The 18,841-nt window shown below is 72.9% G+C and carries 15 protein-coding genes and 1 pseudogene; 11 read left to right on the top strand and 5 right to left on the bottom strand.

Features of this window, described 5'->3' with window-relative positions; all coding sequences use genetic code 11:
• Positions 1–144: 144 nt before the first annotated feature.
• Positions 145–546, bottom strand: a pseudogene (locus D581_RS01000000137255) (tRNA-dihydrouridine synthase); the annotation flags it as partial.
• An 89-nt stretch (positions 547–635) separates the two neighbouring features.
• On the opposite strand from D581_RS01000000137255, the gene D581_RS0114755 reads away from it, so the two are divergent.
• The 5 genes from D581_RS0114755 to D581_RS0114730 all read left to right on the top strand — a co-directional run bounded on the left by D581_RS0114755 (position 636) and on the right by D581_RS0114730 (position 5,791).
• Positions 636–1,484, top strand: coding sequence for an MIP/aquaporin family protein (locus D581_RS0114755; protein WP_018957988.1), 849 nt, complete (start codon positions 636–638; stop codon positions 1,482–1,484).
• Positions 1,485–1,530: 46 nt separating this feature from the next.
• Entirely contained in the window at positions 1,531–3,048 is a 1,518-nt protein-coding gene (gene glpK / locus D581_RS0114750) for a glycerol kinase GlpK (RefSeq protein ID WP_018957987.1), read from the top strand.
• A 91-nt stretch (positions 3,049–3,139) separates the two neighbouring features.
• Complete coding sequence (locus tag D581_RS0114745) at positions 3,140–3,667, top strand: GNAT family N-acetyltransferase (RefSeq protein WP_018957986.1); 528 nt, start codon at positions 3,140–3,142, stop codon at positions 3,665–3,667.
• Between the two features lie 214 nt (positions 3,668–3,881).
• On the top strand, positions 3,882–4,961 hold the full coding sequence (locus tag D581_RS0114740) for a C40 family peptidase (protein WP_020679204.1): 1,080 nt from the start codon (positions 3,882–3,884) through the stop codon (positions 4,959–4,961).
• A gap of 269 nt (positions 4,962–5,230) precedes the next feature.
• The gene (locus D581_RS0114730) at positions 5,231–5,791 is read left to right on the top strand and encodes a GNAT family N-acetyltransferase (RefSeq protein ID WP_158688605.1); all 561 of its coding nucleotides are present in this window, start codon (positions 5,231–5,233) and stop codon (positions 5,789–5,791) included.
• Between the two features lie 60 nt (positions 5,792–5,851).
• Here the strand turns inward: D581_RS0114730 and D581_RS0114725 are convergent, their stop codons facing one another.
• From D581_RS0114725 to D581_RS0114715, 3 genes are all read right to left on the bottom strand, one after another.
• Positions 5,852–6,886, bottom strand: coding sequence for a FecCD family ABC transporter permease (locus D581_RS0114725; RefSeq protein WP_026290521.1), 1,035 nt, complete (start codon positions 6,884–6,886; stop codon positions 5,852–5,854).
• Complete coding sequence (locus D581_RS0114720) at positions 6,883–7,941, bottom strand: iron chelate uptake ABC transporter family permease subunit (protein WP_018957981.1); 1,059 nt, start codon at positions 7,939–7,941, stop codon at positions 6,883–6,885. Before D581_RS0114720 ends, D581_RS0114725 begins: the two co-directional genes overlap by 4 nt.
• Before the next feature lie 99 nt (positions 7,942–8,040).
• Positions 8,041–8,787 (bottom strand): helix-turn-helix domain-containing protein, encoded by a 747-nt coding sequence (locus D581_RS0114715; protein WP_026290520.1) that lies wholly within the window; start codon positions 8,785–8,787, stop codon positions 8,041–8,043.
• A 137-nt stretch (positions 8,788–8,924) separates the two neighbouring features.
• On the opposite strand from D581_RS0114715, the gene D581_RS0114710 reads away from it, so the two are divergent.
• Positions 8,925–9,911 carry an ABC transporter substrate-binding protein gene (locus D581_RS0114710; RefSeq protein WP_018957979.1) on the top strand — a complete coding sequence of 329 codons (987 nt, stop codon included), beginning with the start codon at positions 8,925–8,927 and terminating at the stop codon, positions 9,909–9,911.
• A complete protein-coding gene (locus D581_RS0114705) occupies positions 9,911–11,683 on the top strand; it encodes a siderophore-interacting protein (protein ID WP_018957978.1) in 1,773 nt (590 codons plus the stop codon). The genes D581_RS0114710 and D581_RS0114705 overlap by 1 nt, the downstream gene beginning before the upstream one ends.
• A gap of 43 nt (positions 11,684–11,726) precedes the next feature.
• Here the strand turns inward: D581_RS0114705 and D581_RS0114700 are convergent, their stop codons facing one another.
• Complete coding sequence (locus D581_RS0114700) at positions 11,727–13,979, bottom strand: protein kinase domain-containing protein (RefSeq protein WP_018957977.1); 2,253 nt, start codon at positions 13,977–13,979, stop codon at positions 11,727–11,729.
• 507 nt (positions 13,980–14,486) lie between these two features.
• Between D581_RS0114700 and D581_RS0114695 the strand changes: the two genes are divergently transcribed.
• From D581_RS0114695 to D581_RS0114680, 4 genes are all read left to right on the top strand, one after another.
• Positions 14,487–15,239, top strand: coding sequence for a (5-formylfuran-3-yl)methyl phosphate synthase (locus tag D581_RS0114695; protein WP_018957976.1), 753 nt, complete (start codon positions 14,487–14,489; stop codon positions 15,237–15,239).
• Positions 15,240–15,247: 8 nt separating this feature from the next.
• Entirely contained in the window at positions 15,248–16,651 is a 1,404-nt protein-coding gene (locus tag D581_RS0114690) for an aldehyde dehydrogenase family protein (RefSeq protein ID WP_018957975.1), read from the top strand.
• Positions 16,652–16,653: 2 nt separating this feature from the next.
• Positions 16,654–17,742 (top strand): NAD(P)-dependent alcohol dehydrogenase, encoded by a 1,089-nt coding sequence (locus D581_RS0114685; protein ID WP_018957974.1) that lies wholly within the window; start codon positions 16,654–16,656, stop codon positions 17,740–17,742.
• A 112-nt stretch (positions 17,743–17,854) separates the two neighbouring features.
• Positions 17,855–18,763 carry a class I SAM-dependent methyltransferase gene (locus D581_RS0114680; RefSeq protein WP_018957973.1) on the top strand — a complete coding sequence of 303 codons (909 nt, stop codon included), beginning with the start codon at positions 17,855–17,857 and terminating at the stop codon, positions 18,761–18,763.
• The last annotated feature ends 78 nt before the right edge of the window (positions 18,764–18,841 follow it).

The following is an 18,841-nucleotide window of genomic DNA, read 5'->3' as shown; positions in this document are numbered from 1 at the left end:
GCGCCGGACGGGTGGAACACCTGGTCGGGTGCGATGGGCGCCGGGCGGAAGGAGCACCTGGTCAGGTGCCGGACAGCGTCTCAGACCGGTGGTCGCGCCCCCGAGGCGGGGTGAGGCGCGACCGGTGGGCCGCCGCCTGCTGGTTCAGCCCCGGGCGGTTTCGCCCGCGCCGCCGCCCGGTCCGGGTGCCAGTGCGGCGGCGAAGCGGGCGGTCAGGGCGGTGGGTGCGGTGATGGCGGTGCCGACCACGACGCTGTGGGCGCCCAGGGCGAGCGCCTCGGCGGCCTCCTCGGGGGTGTTGACGCGCCCCTCGGCGACGACGGGTACGGAGATCGCGGCCGACAGGGACGCCACGAGGTCCAGATCCGGTGTGGAGCCGTCCGGGCGCGGCCGGTCGGTGGCGTCGGCGGCGACCACGGCGGCGCCCGACGCGGCGACGGCCAGGGCGTGCCGGACGGTCGGGGTGATGTACACCCCGGCGTCGCCGTCCTTCCACAGGCCGATGACCGGCAGGTCCACCGCCGCTGCGATCGCGGCGACGACCTCCCGATATGCCCTATTTCGCGGGACGGCTTAGCCTGCTGACACTGCTTGGATAGTCGACAGCCGGCGCCGTCGGCGGAGGGCGAGCTCCCATGGCTGAACTACGCAGGAAGTCCGGACTGCTCGGCGAGTTGTCCGCCGAGTTCGCGGGCACGATGATCCTCATCCTCTTCGGGTGCGGAGTGGTCGCCCAGGTGGCGGCGGGCGGAGCTCTCACGGATCCGCCCGGCGGGCTCGGGGACCACGACAGCATCGCCTGGGCGTGGGGGCTGGGCGTCACGCTCGGCGTCTATGTGGCGGCGCGGCTGAGCGGAGCCCATCTCAATCCCGCGGTGACGCTCTCCCTGGCCGCGTTCAAGGGGTTCCCGTGGAGCAAGGTGGCTCCGTACGCGCTGGCGCAGACGGCCGGCGCCTTCGTGGCCGCGCTCCTCGTCCGGTGGAACTACAGCGAGGCGCTGGCGAAGGCCGACCCCGGGCACACCATCAAGACGCAGTCCGTGTTCTCCACCCTGCCGGCCAACGGCAACCCGGCGCTGCCGGTCCACGAATGGGGCGCGTTCCGCGACCAGATCATCGGCACCGCCCTGCTGCTGCTGCTGATCATGGCCGTCACGGACCTGCTGAACACCCCGCCCGGCTCGAACCTGGGCCCGTTCATCATCGGGCTGATCGTGGTCGCCATCGGCATGGCCTGGGGTACCAACGCGGGTTACGCGATCAACCCGGCCCGTGACTTCGGCCCCCGGCTGGCGAGCTTCCTCACCGGCTACGGGGGCGCGTGGCGGGACCAGTACGGGAATCTCTACTTCTGGGTGCCCATCCTCGGCCCGCTGATCGGCGGCCTGCTCGGCGCGGGCCTCTACAAGGCCCTCATCGGACGCTTCCTGCCGTCCGCCGCACCCGAACCGCCGGGACGCGTCCCGGCGCCTTCCCAGGACTGACGACTTCCCAGGACTGACCACACCAGCCGGAGAGGCGACACACATCATGGCGGACTTCATCGGCGCGGTGGACCAGGGGACCACCAGCACCCGGTTCATGATCTTCGATCACGGCGGCAACGAGGTCGCCAAGCACCAGCTGGAGCACGAGCAGATCCTGCCCCGCTCCGGCTGGGTGGAGCACGACCCGGTGGAGATCTGGGAGCGCACCAACTCGGTGATCCAGAACGCCCTGCGGCACGGCGGTCTCTCGCCGACGGACCTGAAGGCCATCGGGATCACCAACCAGCGCGAGACCACGGTGGTCTGGGACCCGCGCAACGGGCGGCCCTACTACAACGCCATCGTGTGGCAGGACACCCGTACCGACGCCATCGCGGCGAACCTCGAACGCTCGGGGCAGGGAGAGGTCATCCGCCGCAAGGCCGGGCTGCCGCCGGCGACGTACTTCTCCGGCGGCAAGATCCAGTGGATCCTGGAGAACGTCGACGGCGTACGGGAGGCGGCCGAGGCCGGTCACGCGATCTTCGGCAACACGGACGCCTGGGTCCTGTGGAACCTGACCGGCGGCCCGAACGGCGGTATCCACGCCACCGATGTGACCAACGCGAGCCGCACCATGCTGATGGACCTGGAGACCCTCGACTGGGACGAGGAACTCCTGGGCTTCTTCGGCATCCCCCGGGCGATGCTCCCGAAGATCAACCCCTCGTCGCATCCGGATGCCTACGGCTCCACCCGCACCTCCCGGCCGCTGAGCGCCGCGATTCCCATCGGGGGCGTCCTCGGCGACCAGCAGGCGGCCACCGTCGGCCAGGTCTGCTTCGCCCCGGGCGAGGCCAAGAACACCTACGGGACCGGCAACTTCCTGCTGCTCAACACCGGCGCCGAGCTGGTCCGCTCGGAGCACGGGCTCCTCACCACGGTGGCCTACCAGTTCGGCGACAGTCCGGTGGTCTACGCGCTGGAGGGATCCATCGCCGTCACCGGGTCAGCGGTGCAGTGGCTGCGCGACCAGATGAAGATCATCAAGTCGGCGCCCGAGAGCGAGGAGCTGGCCCGAAGCGTCGAGGACAACGGCGGCGTGTACTTCGTACCCGCTTTCTCCGGCCTGTTCGCTCCGTACTGGCGGTCCGACGCCCGCGGCGCGATCGTCGGCCTGGCCAGGTACAACGACAACGCCCACCTGGCACGGGCCACCCTGGAAGCCATCTGCTACCAGAGCCGCGACGTGGTCGAGGCCATGGAACAGGACTCCGGGGTCCATCTCGACGTGCTCAAGGTCGACGGCGGAGTCACCGCCAACGACCTCTGCATGCAGATCCAGTCCGACGTCCTCGGCGTTCCGGTCAGCCGTCCCGTCGTCGCCGAGACGACCGCTCTCGGCGCGGCCTACGCGGCGGGGCTCGCCACCGGCTTCTGGCAGAACACCGACGAGCTGCGCGCCCAGTGGCACGAGTCGAAGCGCTGGTCGCCCCAGTGGTCCGAGGAGCAGCGCGCGGAGGGCTACGCCGGCTGGAAGAGGGCGGTGGAACGCACCCTCGACTGGGTGAAGGTCCCCTGACCGCCACCGGCTCCCGCTGCCGGGTGGCGGCCCGGGCGCCCTCGCATAGGTTGGCCGTCCCACCCGACGCACCGCGACGAGGACCGCCCCCATGCGCAGCAGTACCACGATCCGCCTGATAGAGCCCACCGACGCCGCCCCGATCGCCGCGCACCGGGTGCGGGACGTCGAGGCCTTCCGGCCGTGGGAACCGGCTCAGCCGGCCGCCTACTTCACGCCGGAGGGCCAGGCGGAACGGATCGAGGGCCTGCTGGCCGGATACCGGGCCGGCACGGTCTGGCCGGGCGTGGTGCTCGCCGACGACCAGGTGATCGGGCAGGTCACCGTGGGCGGCATCCTGCCGCAGCCGCATCTGCGCCGCGGCTCCGTCGGCTACTGGATCGCCTCCGTCGCCCAGAATCAGGGGCACGCCGGGAGCGCCGTCGGGCTCGTACTCCGGGTGATGACGGACGAACTCGGCCTGCACCGCGCCGAGGCGTCCACCAACCTGGAGAACCTGCCGTCGCAACGGGTGCTGCGTCGCAACGGGTTCACCCCGTACGGCGTCGCGCACTCGGCGATCTTTCTCGACGGGAGCTGGCGGGACGGGCTGCTGTGGGAGCGGATCCTCGACGACTGAGCAGGCCACAGCATGATCGGGTGGCAAGGGGCGCTTCTCCGGCCGCGCTTGAATGTGAGTCACTAACTTGATTAGTATGCGTGGCTCGGCCTCCGAACAGCCGGTCGCCCGCCCGGGTCACCGGTGGAGGTGTCGCTGAAGCCGCTTTCCCGCAGCGGTACTTGACGGTCCATGGACTTTCGGGCAGCGGCCGAGGAAGAAGGAGCCCGCCTCAGTGGCGTCCCACCGTCGTCCCAAGCAGCCCCGTCACGGATACACGTCCGTGCTCACCGCGACCGCGGCGGTGACGGTCGCGCTGTCGGCGCAGTCGGCATCCGCCGATCCGCTGCCGGACCCGAACAAGAAGGGCGTCCAGGCGCAGGTCGACCGGCTGTACGAGCAGGCCACCCAGGCCACCGAGAAGTACAACGGGGCGAAGGAATCGGCCGGGAAGCTGCAGAAGGAGGCCGACAACCTCCACGAGGAGGTCGTCCGCAAGCAGGCGGCGCTCAACGAGCTGCGGCATCAGCTCGGTTCGGCGGCCACGGCCCAGTACCGCAGCGGTGGTCTCGACCCCTCCCTCCAGCTGCTGCTCTCCGCCGACCCCGACGCCTACCTGGACCAGGCGTCGGGCCTCGACCGGCTCAGCGCACGGCAGTCGGACACGCTCAAGCGGTTCCTCTCCCAGCAGCGCGCCCTGCAACAGCAGCGCACTCAGGCCGCGGAGAAGCTCGGCAGCCTCCAGGAGACCCGCAAGGAGCTGGGCAGCAAGAAGAAGGAGATCCAGGGCAAGCTGGCGGAGGCGCAGCGGCTCCTCAACACGCTCACGACCGAGGAGCGGGCCGAGCGGGCCGCCAAGGAGGAGCGGGCCAACCGGGCGAGCGAGCGGACCGAACTGGCGAGCCAGCAGGGCGAACTGGCGAGCCAGCAGGGCGAGCCGGGCAACGAGACCAGCGCCTCCGGTCGTGCGGCCGCGGCGTTCGACGCGGCGAAGAGCCGGGTCGGCATGCCGTACGTGTGGAGCGCCACCGGTCCTGGGTCCTTCGACTGCTCCGGCCTGACCTCCTGGGCGTTCAAGCAGGCCGACGTCTCGCTGCCCCGCACGTCGCAGGCCCAGGCCAACGCCGGCACCCGGATCAATTCGATCGGCGCGCTCAAGCCCGGCGACCTCGTCATCATGCGCACCGACCTGAGCCATGTGGGCTTCTACGCCGGGAACGGGCAGATACTCCACGCGCCGAAGCCCGGCACCCAGGTGCGGTACGAGTCGATGGCCCGCAGCGGGATGCCGTTCATGTGGGGCGTACGGATCTGAGGCCGTCGGCCGGTTCGCGGCGGCCGGCGGAGGTCACCCCAGTCCGGCGTGGCAGGTCAGCAGTACGGGGAGCCGGGCGTGATCAGGGCGCCGGTGCCGACCGCGCAGCGCAGGGCGGGATGCGCGCGGCGCGCCGGGGCCGGCACGCGCCGGAGGCGGACCAGCACCGTCCGGCCGCCCGCCGCGACGGCCGCGACAGACCGCGGCGGCCGGCATACGGCGCCGGGCGCCGGGCAACCCCCGAACCTCAGGGAGTACACGTGTCGGCCATGGGTGCGCACGACCGGTCAGTCCCCCGGCGTGACCGGCACGCACGCGAGGAAGACGCCGAGCAGATCGCCGGGCTCCAGGTCGCCGCATGGCGCGCGGCCTACGCCGGAATCCTGCCGGCGGCGGAGCTCCGTGCTCTCGACACCGCCGCCCTCACCGGCTTCTGGCGCGACCGGATCAGGGCCGGCACCACGGGCGGAACCCATGTGCTGGTCCACGACGACGGTCGGCGGATCCTAGGCTTCTCGTCCTTCGGCCCGGCCCGCGACGACGACCTCGGGCAACGACCCGACGTCGAGGAGCTGTACGCGTTCTACGCCCGGCCCGAGTGCTGGGGCACCGGAGTCGGACGCAGCCTGATGCGCTCCACGCTGGCCGTCTGGGCCGAGCGGGGCACACGGGCCGGGTATCTGTGGGTGCTGGAACGCAACACCCGGGGTCGCGGCTTCTACCGGAAGGGCGGCTGGCGGCAGGACCCCACGGCCGCCCCCTCCGGCTCCGGCCCGGACGCCCGGGAGATCCGGTACGAGCTGACCGGGATCGGGGCGGGGGAACGGTGACACCGTGCGGTCCGTCGGCGATGGACCTCTGCCCCGCCCTCCTCCCGCCGGGGCCGGGCGCTACCACCCCCGTCGGGACTCCCGCACCAGCAGCACCAGGAGATACGCCCCGCCGACGCACACGGTGACCGCGCCGGTCGGCAGCACCACGCCCTCGATCGCGTGCTGCGCCGCGATGTCGGCGCCGAGCAGCAGCAGCGCGCCGACGAGTGCCGAACCGGTGAGGTCGACGGAGGTACCTCGGCCGGTGAGGCGGCGGGCGATCTGCGGCGCCGCCAGTGCCACGAAGACGATGGGTCCCGCCGCGGCGGTCACCGCGGCCGTCGCGGCCACGCCGAGGACGACCAGCAGCAGCTTCGTACGCTCGACCCTTACGCCCAGCATCGCCGCCGTGTCGTCGCCCAGTTCGAGCCAGCGCATCCGGCGTTGCGCCACCGGGGCCGCCAGGGCGACCAGCGCCAGCAGGACGGAGGCCATCAGCACGGCGGGCCAGCCGATGGCGCTGAGCGAACCGGCGCCCCACACCGCGGCCCGCAGCGCGGTGTCCACGTCGGCCTTGACCGAGAACCAGGTGTTGACCGAGGACAGCAGCGCGCCGACCGCGATCCCCACGATGATGAGCCGGAAACCCCGCACACCCCGCCGGAACGCCAGCAGATACACGGCCAGCGCGGTGACGAGCCCGCCGGCGAGGGCACCCGCCGCGAGTGCCGAGTAACTGCTCGCACCCGCGAGCAGTGTGACGACGACTCCGGTGTAGGAGCCGGTGGTGAAGCCGATGACGTCGGGGCTGCCGAGCGGGTTGCGGGTCAGGGACTGGAAGACCGCGCCGCCCATCGCGAGGGCGGCCCCGAACAGTACGGCGGCGACGATGCGCGGCGCCCGCCACTCCAGGACGACGGTGCGGACGCTGTTCCCGGCGGTGCCGGACATGACCGAGGCCAGGTCGCCGAGGCTCAGCGCGTAGCTGCCGAGGGTGAACGCCCACAGGGCCAGGGCGAGCAGCGCGGCCGACAGCAGTCCGCACACCGCGACCCCGCGGCGGGTCGCTCGCAGGCTCAGGGGCCCCGCCCTGAGGACGAATGCCCCGCTCACAGCTCCCTCACCCGGCTTCCGCGCACGAGCAGGATCAGTACGGGAGCGCCGATGAGCGGCATCATGACGCCGACCTGCAGTTCGGACGGGATCACGATCAACCGGCCCAGGACGTCGGCGAGCAGCACGATCGCCGGGGCGAGGACGGCGGAGTAGACGAGGACCCAGCGCCAGTCGGGGCCGGTGAGCCAGCGCACGGCGTGCGGCACCATGAGGCCGACGAACATCAGAGGACCCGCCGCGGCCGTCGCCGAACCGCACAGCAGCGCCACCGCGATCACCACACCGCACCGGGTCGCGCCGACGCGCAGCCCGACGGCCCGCCCCGCGTCGTCGCCGAGCGCGATCGCGTTGAGCGGGCGCGCGCAGAAGGCGGCGGCCAGCAGTCCCGCCAGGACGAAGGGCGCGATGTCGGCGGCGGTGCCCGTCGGGCGGTCGGTGATGGTGCCCGCTCCCCAGAACCGCATACGGTCGAAGGTCTCCGTGTCGATCAGGGCGAGGGTCTCGGAGACGCCGAGCAGGACCGCCGTGAAGGCGACCCCCACGAGGGTGAGACGCAGCGGTGTGGGGCCGCCCCGCCCGCCGCTCGCGGCGAGGTAGACCACCGCCGAGCCGACGACGGCTCCGACGAAGGCGAAGGGCAGGTACTGGTCGATGCGCGTGACGCCGAAGACCGCCACGGCCAGGGTGACGGCGAAGCTCGCGCCGGCGTTGACGCCGAGCACTCCGGGGTCGGCGAGCGGATTGCGGGTGAGCGCCTGGATGAGCGCGCCCGCCACGCCCAGGGACGCGCCGACGACGATGCCGAGCAGCGTGCGGTCCACGCGGGCGCCGCTGATCGTGGCGTGCGAGGCCGAGCCGTCGGGGGCGGTCAGCGCCTGCCACACCACGTCGAGGGGGAGCAGTGCCGAGCCGATCGCGACGCTGAGCACCACCGCCACGAGGAGCGTGGAGACGGCGACGCCCAGGCCGAGGAGTCGGCGGGTCCTGCGACGCGACGACCTCGACGGCGTGGCCGGTGGTGGCGCGGTCTTCGGCGCGAGCGCCTGTGCCATCTGTTCTCCCTGGGCAACCCGTCACCCGGACAGGCCGGAGTGCCGTGCTTGATCGACGTACCTGAACTGCTGGACTGCTGGAACCGCCCGGCTCCCGGTTCAGCGGCCGCCGAGCGCCCCCACCGCGTCGGTGGTGAGCGCGCTCACCGGCACCCCGGCCTCGCGGCTCAGGGCGCGCAGCAGTCCGGCCCGGGTCGCGTAGCCGGCCGCCCTGGCCGCCGCCGTCAGCTCGCCTCCGCCGCGGAGGTGTTCGACGGCGGCGTTCATCCTGGCCCGGTTGCGCCACCTTGTGAAGGGCAGTCCGGTCTCGTCGAGGAAGACGCGCTGCACCTGGCGGGGGCTCATCCGGTGTCGTTCGGCGAGTCTTTCCAGGGTCGTGGAGGGAGCGCGCAGGGCCTCGCGGGCGAGTGCGCGCACCGCGGGGTGGACGGGCAGCACGACCGGGAAGTACTGCCGGGAGATGCCCTTCAGGACGCGTCCCAGCTCCTGACGGAAGGGCTCGACCTGCTCCGGCGTGGTCGGCGCCGCACCGAGTGTGGTGGTCATGACCTCGACGATCGCGGGGACCGCCCCGAGCGGCTGGACTCGGCATCGTGGCTGGTCAGCGGGGTCGAGTAGGGGGCCGAGTGCCATGCCGCCCGGTTCGATCCGCAGCGCGTGCGGCACGCGCGGAGCGAGCCACAGGGCCTCGTGCCGCCCGAGCCGCCACTCCTCGCCCTCGGCGGACAGGCGGGCGCGGCCGGTCACCAGGTAGATGAGGTGCGGCGCGTCGTGCCGGTGCGTGTCGTGCCCCAGAAAGCGAATGGCGTTCTCGGCGACCACGGTGCCGAGAGATGTCGTCGGCAAGCGTGCCTCCCGTTGTGCGACGCGTCGTGTCCGTCACTGGCGATGTCGTACGCGGATCGACGCAGCGGAACCAGCGAGGTTAGCCTCACCTTACCAACAGCTCGAACATTCGAGCCTACCCAGCCACATGAGGTCCCATGTTTGCTCCTGCCCGCCTTCTCGCCGTCGCGGTCGTCGCCGCGCTGGCCCTCACCGGCTGCTCGGCCGCCGACCCGTCGGGCGACGGGGACAAGTCCTCCGCCGCGAAGACCCGAACCGTCACGACCGACTACGGCAAGGTGAAGGTGCCCGCCGAGCCCAAGAAGGTGGTCGTGCTGAACCACGCCCTCGCCGGGTACCTCTACGACCTCGACGTGCCGGTGCACGCCACGATTCCCGAGGACGCCGACGGCAAGGGCGAGTTCTCCCCGAACTGGGCGGAGGAGGCGAAGGCGGACGGCACGACGTTCCTGCCGTGGAGCGTCGACGGCTTCGACCTGGAGGCGATCCTCGCCCTGGAGCCCGACCTCATCGTCGGCGGCGGCATCGGCTTCCCGCTGTTCCAGGCGGAGAAGGTGTACGACGACCTCACCGACATCGCTCCCACCGTGCTCGTGGGCAAGAAGCTCGGCGACTGGCGGAGCCAGTTCTCCTTCCTGGCGGGTGACGTGTTCGGCAAGGCCGACGTCTACGACAAGCACCTGGCCGCCTACGACCAGCGGATCGGCGAGGTGAAGAAGGCGATCAAGCCGCCGGCCGGCCCCGTGTCCTTCCTCGCCCTCACCGGCGACGGCACCGCTTACGGTCTGGTGGAGAGCGTGGGTCTGCCCACCGAGCTGAAGAAGGTCGGCATCGAACCGGCGCCGGTCTTCGCCGACGGCGGTTTCAAGGTGTACGGGCAGGGCGGTGACATGTTCGAGCTGTCGACCGAGAAGGTGGGGCAGACGATCACCCAGCCGTCCGTGTTCGTGATGGGCTTCAACGCCGACACGACGGACGTCGCCACCCTGAAGAAGAACCCCGTCTACGGCGCGCTGCCCGCCTTCAAGGCGAACCAGGCCTATGACCTGCCGTACTGGGTGCTGCGCGGCGACTACGACGAGTCGATGGCCCTGCTCGACCTCATCGAGAAGCAGTTCTCCTGATGGCCGCCCAGCGCGCGTACACGACGCACCCCCTCGTCCTGCGCCGGGTCACCGTGCGCAGCGTCCACGAGGTGACACCCAGGATGCGCCGGGTGGTGCTCGGCGGCGAGGACCTCGCCGCGTTCACTCGCGACGGGACCGCTCACCCCGCCTTCGCCGCACCCGGGTTCGACGACCACATCAAGCTGATCCTGGCCGCGGACGGAAACGTCCGGGACGCGCTCCCCGCCCAGTTGCCGCACGGCATCGAGTGGACGCCGGCCGAACACCGGCTGACCCGCGACTACACGCCCCGGCGGGTGGACCATCGGGTGGGAGAGCTCCACCTCGACTTCGTCGTGCACGGCGACGGGCCCGCGGAGGCCTGGTCCGCTTCGGCGCGGGAGGGCGACGAGCTGTGGTTCGTCGGGCCCAAGTCGTCGCTCCGGCTGCCGGAACGGCTGGACTGGATCCTCCTCGTCGGGGACGAGACGGCGCTGCCCGCGATCGGCCGCTTCCTCGACGAACGTCCCCTCGACGCCCCTGCGCACATCCTGGTCACCGTCTCGGACGACGCGGCACGCCAGGAGCTGACGCTGCGCGACGGCGACACGGTCAGGTGGGTGGTCGCGGAGCCGGGCGACGCGGCGGCGCTGGACGCCGCCGTGCGCACACTGCCTTCACCGGCGGGCGAGGGATTCGCCTGGGCGGCCGCGGAGAGCCGGGCGCTGCTCCCGGTACGCCGGTATCTCCAGCGGGAGCGGAAGCTCCCCAAGGACCGCGTGAACATCACGGGTTACTGGCACCGCGAGGAGGCCGCCGCACCGGAGGCACCGGGCCCGGCCCACGCCGCCGCCGCGCAGGTCCCCGCCGGGATCCCGTCGCCGCTGCCGTGGCTGGTGACGCGGGCCGCGTTGCAGCTCGGCGTCGTCGACGCGGTGGCCGACGCGCCGGGGCTCTCCGCCGAGGCGCTCGCGACCCGCCTGGGCGTGTCCGGGCCGGGGATCGGCGTACTGCTTCCGCTGCTCGCCGCGTACGACGTGGTCGTCGGCGCGGACAGGGGGGCCGGGCTCCGTCTGGGCCCGGCGGGCGAGGAGCTCCTGGACGACCACGAGCGCGAGGAGTACACCGGCCACGAGGCCGAGCTGCTGCTCGCCCTCGCGCACCTGGCTCCCGCGCTCCGGGACGGCACGCCGCCCTGGCGGCTCGCCTCGGGCGCCACCCTGCACGACACGGTGACCCACGACGCGGACCGCTACGGCGAACTGGTCGAGGAGTGCGAGCAGTTGGTCTTCCTGCTGGCCGGCCTGACGGCCGACCCCCTCTGGGAGGACGTCGGGAGCTGTCTCCTGACCGGTCCTGGCAGCGCCTCGGTGGTCGCCGCTCTCGACGACGCCGGGCGGCGGCCCCGGCTGCGGATCGCGGAGGAAGCCACCCCGGCCGGGGTGCTGCGCGGACACGTCACGGCACCGGAGCGCATCGACTGGACGGCCGGCCCCGCCGATGTCGCCGTCGCCGCGAAGGCTCTCGCCCACCGCACCGACGAGGAGGGCGTCCAGCTCCTCACGCGGCTGGCCGGATGGACCGGGACGGCGGTCCTCGTCGAGGCCTCCCGCCCCGACGGCCTGAGCCCGCACGCGGCCGAGGCGGCCCTGCACGCGTACACCGCGACCGGCAGCCCGCTGCGCGACTCCGCCGCGATCGCCGCCCTCGCGCAGCGGTCGGGCTGGAGTGTCGACCGGACGATCGCGCTCGGCTGGGGCACCGAGGCCACGGTCCTGCGCCGGGCCTGACGCCCGCCCCCACAGGGGAGGGGCGGGCGGGAGGCCGCCGGGGTCAGCCCGATCTCGGCGGCCTCTGTCCGTCGAAGGCGAAGAGGGTGTTCGTGGCCGCGGCCACGAACACCGCGCGCCCCGCGACGGTCACGCGGGGGCTGGCGTCCTGCTCGCCCGTCAGACCGTCGACCCGGGGATCCGTCGTCCACAGCGGCTTGCCGCCGTTCGGCGACAGGGCGACCACCCGGCCGGTGGCCGAGCTGAAGTACAGCGCGCCGGCTGCCGCCACGGGGCCCGACGCACCCTCCACACCCGTCTGACGCGACCACTTCCTACGCCCTGTCGCGGAGTCGAACGCCGTTACGAGACCGGCCTGCCCGCTCACGTACACAGTGCCGTCCGCCATGCCGGCCGTGCCCGCGTACACCTTGTCGAACCGTGCGTACGTGACCTTCCGCGAGGCCGGGTCGAACCGCGCCACTCCGTCGTACCCCGCCGGCGCCGTTCCCTCGTAGCGCTTCGAGAGGAGGACGAGCCCGCCGCGGGCCGCTCCCACCGGCACGACGGGGCCGTCGACCGTGACGGGCCTGCCCAGAGTCCCGGAGGGGAGGGCGAGCGTACGCAGGGTGGGACGGCGCACCTGGAGGTCGTCCACCTCCCCGTCGGCCGCGCACATCGCGAGGAGCCGCGGTCGGAGCGGGACGGGGGCGCACTGGGTGCCGGCGGGGAACGGTGTCGTCCAGAGGGCGTCACCGCTGTGGGCGTCCCGGGCCTCGAAGCGGGAGTTGGAGGCGTCGACCGTCACCACGGCGGAGCCGACCACGACGGCGTCCATGGTCCGGCCCGTGACGGCCGTCGACTGGGCGCCGGACGGTGCGGACCACAACTCCCGGCCGCTGGCGGCGTCGAGGGCCACCACCTCGCTGCGAGGGCCCTCGGGGTCGTCCTCGGCGGCGAAGCGGTAGCCGAGCACCGTGTCGTCGGTGGCGCCCACCATGTGCATGCCCTGGACGGGGACGCCCGGGCTCTTCGCCGTCCACACCCGGGACCCGTCGTGGGCCCTGATACGGGTCGCGACGACGCCGCCGCCCCCGCAGAACAGCGCGTCGCCGCGCGCGACGCACCGCAGTTCGTCGGGGATGTCCTCGCGGCCGCCCGGCACGGTGGCGCGCCACGGCTCGAAGCCGTCCGGAAGCGCGCCCGCCGGTACCGCCGTGCTCTGCCCCGTGCCCGCGCCACCGGGGCTCGTGCCGCCTCCGCTCCCGGCGAGGCCGCCCGTCGTCAGCGCGGCGACTCCGCCGCCGATCGCCGCTACCGCGACCACCGCCGCGAGCACGGGCCGCCAGCGGCCGCGCAGACGGCCGCCGACGAGGGCGCCGCCGGTGCTTCCGGTGCCGGGGTCCGTCGGGGCGGTCCGCGCCGGGGTGCCTCCCGTCGCGAGGTGAGCTTGCGTGTTCATGTCGCGGGTGCGGCCCGCACCAGGGCCGCCGGTCCTGGCTTCGCCGAGTTCGGCGGGCAGGTCCCGCAGCAGCACGAGGAGTTCGTCCGCCGAGGGGCGCCCCTCGGGCTCCTTGTCCAGGCACGGTTCGACGACCGCCCGCAGAGCCTCCGGAACGGCGTCCAACGACGGTTCCTCGTGCACCACCTGGTAGGCCGTCAGGTAGGGGCTGTCCGCGTCGAAGGGCCCATGACCCGTCGCCGCGTACACCAGGAGCGTCCCCAGGGAGAAGACGTCGGACCGCGGGCCCACACCACGCGGCGCCTGCAACTGCTCGGGCGACATGAAGGGCGGCGTACCGATGACCCGCCCGGTCATCGTCAGCGTCTGCTGGTCCACGGCGCGCGAGATGCCGAAGTCGATGACGCGCGGGCCCTCGGGCGAGAGTACGACGTTGGAGGGTTTCAGATCGCGGTGGACGACTCCCACCCGGTGGATGTCGCGCAGCGCCTCCGCCAGCCCGATGGCGAGCCGCCTCAGCTCCGCCCCGTCCAGCGGGCCCCCCTCGGCGATGCGCTGCGTGAGCGTGGGCCCCTCGATGTAGGTCGTCGCCATCCACGGCTGCTCGGCCTCGGGGGCGGCGTCGACCACGGCGGCGGTGAACGCGCCGCTCACCCGTCGCGCGGCCGCCACCTCCTGCCGAAACCGGATGCGGAACTCGTCGTCCCCCGCGAACTGCTGGTGGATCAGCTTGATCGCGACCGGCCGCCCCGAGCTCGTACGGGACAGGAAGACCGTGCCCATGCCACCCGAACCGAGCCGCGCCTCCAGCGGATAACCGCCGATCTCGACCGGATCACCTCCGCGCAGCGACACTCTTCCCGACCTCCCGTCCCCCGTGCGTTCTCTGCCATCACGGGCCCGCTCACCTGTGCTGCACCCAAACTAGCCGCAGGCCGGTACGGCAGAGCAAAGCGGGTGACGATCGGGGAGCCCGGCCGGCTGCCGATCCGGCCGCTCTGGCAGGGCAAGCAGTACGCGGTCGCCCGCGAGAACGTCCGAGGGCTCCAGAACTGCCTGGACACCTCGACCGTCTTCCGCTTCTGCCGAACTCAGCACTGCTTACTGAGGCGTGTGGCGCCGGCGGCTGGAGTCGCGCTGCGTGGTACGCCCCGTCGTTCACCGGCTGACTCCGTCGGCGGAGGCCGAGGTGAACGGCGCGCCACAGGGGGCGTGAGCAGGCCGGTGCAGTGCCCCCTTCGCCATCCCTCACGCCCTGCCGGGGTCCGTGCGGCGCCGCGAGGATGAGCCGACCGCACCAGATCCCCGCTGCTCCGCGCACCCGCCGTTCGGCGGGTGAACACTCGGTGGAAGGAATCCACGTTGCTGCTTCTCATCTCCCCGGACGGCGTCGAGGAAGCTCTCGCGTGTGCGAAGGCGGCGGAACACCTCGACATCGTCGATGTCAAGAAGCCCGACGAGGGGTCACTCGGCGCGAACTTCCCGTGGGTCATCAGGGAGATCCGCGGAGTGGTCCCCGCGGACAAGCCGGTGTCCGCCACCGTCGGAGACGTTCCGTACAAGCCCGGCACGGTGGCCCAGGCGGCGCTCGGCGCGGCTGTCTCCGGAGCCACCTACATCAAGGTCGGCCTCTACGGTTGCACGACGCCCGGCCAGGCCATCGACGTCATGCGGGGGGTCGTCCGGGCCGTGAAGGACTACCGGCCCGACGCGTTCGTCGTCGCCTCGGGGTACGCGGACGCCCACCGGATCGGCTGCGTCAACCCGCTCGCGCTGCCCGACATCGCCCGCCGCTCGGGATCCGACGCGGCCATGCTGGACACCGCGGTCAAGGACGGGACCCGGCTGTTCGACCATGTGCCGCCCGAGGCCTGCGCGGAGTTCGTGCGGCTGGCCCACGAGGCCGGTCTGCTCGCCGCCCTCGCGGGCAGCGTGAAAGCGGCGGACCTCGCCACGCTGACCCGTATCGGAACGGACATCGTGGGCGTGCGCGGGGCGGTCTGCGAGGGCGGCGACCGCGACACCGGGAGGATCCAGCCGCGGCTGGTGGCCGCCTTCCGGGCGGAGATGGACCGGCATGCCCGGGAGTTCGCGGCCACCCCGGCCGCGAGCTGACCGCCGGCGTGGAGCCGCAGCCGCACCGCCCCGGTCCCGCACCCCTCGGTGAGCGTTTCACCGTCCTCGATCCGGCGACGGGCGAGCCTTTCGGCGAGGTTCCCGACCAGCAGGCGAAGGAGCTGGACGCGGTGGTCGGCCGCGCCCAGGAGGCCTGGCCGGGCTGGCGGGCCGACCCGGCCGGCCGCACCGCCGCCCTGCTCGCGTCGGCCGACGCCGTGGAGGGGGCCGGGGCGGACCTCGCTCCCCTGCTCACCCGTGAGCAGGGCAAACCACTGGCCGAGTCGTACGCGGAGGTCGCCCGTACGGCGGCCCGCCTGCGCTGGTTCGCCGAGTGCGTCCCCGAGCCCCGTACGATCACCGACGGCCGGGCGGTGCGCAGCGAGGTCCGCTGGCGGTCGCTGGGGCCCGTCGCCGCCATCGTCCCGTGGAACTTCCCGCTCCAGCTCGCCTCCGCGAAATTCGCGCCCGCGCTCGCGGCGGGCAACACGGTGGTGCTCAAGCCGTCCCCGTTCACGCCGCTGGCCACCCGGCTGCTGGGGTCCGTCCTGTCCGCCGCCCTCCCCGAGGGCGTGCTGACGGTCGTCACCGGGCGGGAACCGCTCGGCGCCTGCCTCGCGTCGCACCCGGGGATCCGCCATGTGACCTTCACCGGTTCGGTCGCCGCCGGGCGGTCCGTCGCGGTGGGGGCGGCGTCCGGCCTCGCCCGGGTCACCCTGGAGCTGGGCGGCAACGACGCCGCCGTCCTGCTGGACGACGTGGACGTGGAGCGGATCGCGGACCGGCTGTTCTGGGCGGCGTTCCGCAACTGCGGGCAGGTCTGCATGGCGGTCAAGCGTGTCTACGCCCCGGCCCGGCTCCACGCGCGGGTGGTCGAGGCCCTCGCGGAACGGGCGAAGAGCGTGGTCGTCGGAGCCGGTCTCGACCGGGCCACGGAGTTGGGGCCGCTCAACAACGCCGCCCAACTGGCCCGGGTGGAGCGCTACACGGCCAGGGCCCTGGCGGACGGGGCCCGGGCCGTGGCCGGTGGCCACCGGCTGGACCGGCCGGGCTACTTCTACGCCCCGACGGTCCTGGCCGATGTCCGGCCCGACAGCCCGGTGGTGACGGAGGAGCAGTTCGGTCCGGTCCTGCCGGTACTGCCGTACGGAAGCCTCGACGAAGCCGTGGAGGCGGCCAACGCCACCCGCTTCGGACTCGGCGGCTCGGTCTGGGGGACCGACCTGGACCGGGCCGAGGCGGTCGCCGACCGGTTGGAGTGCGGGACGGCGTGGATCAACCACCACGCCGAGCTGTCCCTCGCCCAGCCCTTCGCCGGCGCCAAGGAGAGCGGCCTCGGCGTCGCGGGCGGGCCGTGGGGACTGTACGGGAACCTGAGACCGTTCGTCGTGCACCGTCCCCGGGAGGCCTGACGATGAGGTTCGGCGCGGCGGTACTGCGCGGTTACGAGGCCCCGTTCGCGGTCGAGGAGGTGATCCTGGGCGCGGGGCCGGCCGACGGCGAGATCCTGGTCCGGATCGCGGGCTGCGGACTGTGCCGGACCGATCTCGCCGTCCGGCGTTCGGCGGGCCGCTCGCCGCTGCCCGCGGTGCTCGGCCACGAGGGGGCCGGGGTGGTCGTGGAGACGGGCGGCCCGGACACCGGCCTGACCGCCGGTGACCATGTGGTGCTGAGCTTCGACTCCTGCGGGCGGTGCCGGAGCTGCCTGGGCGGGGCCCCCGCCTACTGCGACCGGTTCGCCGCGCTCAACCTCTTCGGGGGGCGCGCCGAGAGCGCGGCCCGGTTCACCGACGGGGCCGGGGAATCGCTGGCGCCCCGGTGGTTCGGCCAGTCCGCGTTCGCCGAGTACGCGATGGTCCCGGCCCGCAACGCGGTGCCTGTCGACGCCTCCCTCCCCCTCGAACTGCTCGGCCCGCTCGGCTGCGGCTTCCTCACCGGCGCCGGGGCGGTGATCAACTCCTTCGGCGTCGGCCCCGGTGACACTGTCGCGGTCTTCGGCGCCGGGGCGGTGGGCCTGGCCGCGGTCATGGCCGCCACCGCCGCGGGGGCTCTCGTCGTGGCGGTCGACCGGCACCCGGAACGACTGGCCCAGGCCGAGCGGTTCCGTGCGGTTCCGCTGGACGCCGCGTCGGCCGGCCTTCCCGGCCGCGTCCAGCGGCTGACCGACGGCGGCGCTCAGTACGCCCTGGACACCACGGGTTCCGCCCGGTTGATCAACGACGCGCTCCGGTCGCTGCGTCCGACCGGCCACCTGGGCCTGGTGGCGCGGCTGCACACCCATCTGCCGCTCGAACCGGGGACCCTGGACCGGGGCCGGAAGATCTCCCACATCTGCGAGGGGGACGCGGTCCCGGCGCTGCTGATCCCCCGGCTGACCGGGCTGTGGCAGGCCGGGCGGTTCCCCTTCGACCAGCTGATCCGCACGTACCCGCTGGCCGACATCAACGAGGCCGAACGCGACTGCGACGCGGGCCGGGTGGTGAAGCCGGTCCTCATTCCGTAGGGCCGCGCCGCGCTGTTCGGCGGGCACTTCTTCGCACGGCTCGCTGCCGGTCGTCTCCAACCTCAGTCGTCTCCATCCATTAGTCGTCTCCATCACCACCAAGGGAGTGCACATGGTCGACACGGCGCACCGGAACGACGGTGTGAAGGGCGTGGCAGGAGGGATCGGTGCGACGGCTCTCCTGGTCGCCGCGGCGCGGGCCATCGAGACCCACCGCCCCGACAGCCTGGCGCAGGACGCCTTCGCGGAGCACTTCGTGCTCGGGGCTCCGGTGTCCCAGGGCTGGCCGGTCCACCCGCGGGAGGTCCCGGACGGGGACGAGAACCCGTTGTGGGGCCGGTTCGCACGGTACTTCGGACTGCGGACGCGGGTCCTCGACGACTTCCTCCTCCGGTCGGTGCACGCGGGGAACGTCCGCCAGGTGGTCCTTCTCGGGGCGGGGCTGGACTCGCGTGCGTACCGGCTGGAGTGGCCTCCCGGCTGCGTGGTCTTCGAGATCGACCGGGCGGAGGTCCTGGCGTTCAAGCACCGGGTGCTCGACGGTCTTTCGGCCACCCCGAAGGCGGCACGCGTAGCGGTCCCGATGGATCTGCGCGCCGACTGGGCCGGCGCCCTGCCCGGCGCCGGCTTCGACCCCGCCGCGCCGAGCGTCTGGCTGGCCGAGGGCCTGCTGTTCTATCTGCCGCCCGCCGCCGAGACGTACCTCATCGATACGGTGGACCGGCTGAGTGCGGAGGGAAGCGCGCTGGCCTTCGAGGTCAAGCTCGACAAGGATCTGCTGGAGTACCGCCACAGCCCGCTCTACACAGCCACGTCGCAGCAGATCGGTATCAACCTGCTGGACCTGTTCGACAGGAACCCCCGGCCCGACTCCGCGGGGGCGCTGACGAACAGGGGCTGGTCCACCTCGGTCCACACACCCTTCGACTTCACCCGCCTGCACGGACGCGGCCCGCTGCCCGAGCAGAACGACGCGCTGGCCGGCAACCGGTGGGTCTTCGCGGACAGACCCTGGCGGTAGACACCGGCCGCGTACGCGTTCGAGTACGCGCCTGCCGCGTCGGCGGCCTTGAGTGTGTCAGCGGCTGCGGACGGAAAA

The sequence above is a fragment of the Streptomyces sp. CNB091 genome, assembly GCF_000377965.1.
This window is presented reverse-complemented; position numbering and strand designations above follow the sequence as displayed.

Bases quoted from the DNA above. Each gene is read 5' to 3' on its own strand.
- D581_RS0114755 (WP_018957988.1), top strand. From the start codon at position 636: ATGGCTGAACTACGCAGGAAGTCCGGACTGCTCGGCGAGTTGTCCGCC.
- glpK (WP_018957987.1), top strand. From the start codon at position 1,531: ATGGCGGACTTCATCGGCGCGGTGGACCAGGGGACCACCAGCACCCGG.
- D581_RS0114745 (WP_018957986.1), top strand. From the start codon at position 3,140: ATGCGCAGCAGTACCACGATCCGCCTGATAGAGCCCACCGACGCCGCC.
- D581_RS0114730 (WP_158688605.1), top strand. From the start codon at position 5,231: ATGGGTGCGCACGACCGGTCAGTCCCCCGGCGTGACCGGCACGCACGC.
- D581_RS0114720 (WP_018957981.1), bottom strand. From the start codon at position 7,941: ATGGCACAGGCGCTCGCGCCGAAGACCGCGCCACCACCGGCCACGCCG.
- D581_RS0114710 (WP_018957979.1), top strand. From the start codon at position 8,925: ATGTTTGCTCCTGCCCGCCTTCTCGCCGTCGCGGTCGTCGCCGCGCTG.
- D581_RS0114705 (WP_018957978.1), top strand. From the start codon at position 9,911: ATGGCCGCCCAGCGCGCGTACACGACGCACCCCCTCGTCCTGCGCCGG.
- D581_RS0114685 (WP_018957974.1), top strand. From the start codon at position 16,654: ATGAGGTTCGGCGCGGCGGTACTGCGCGGTTACGAGGCCCCGTTCGCG.
- D581_RS0114680 (WP_018957973.1), top strand. From the start codon at position 17,855: ATGGTCGACACGGCGCACCGGAACGACGGTGTGAAGGGCGTGGCAGGA.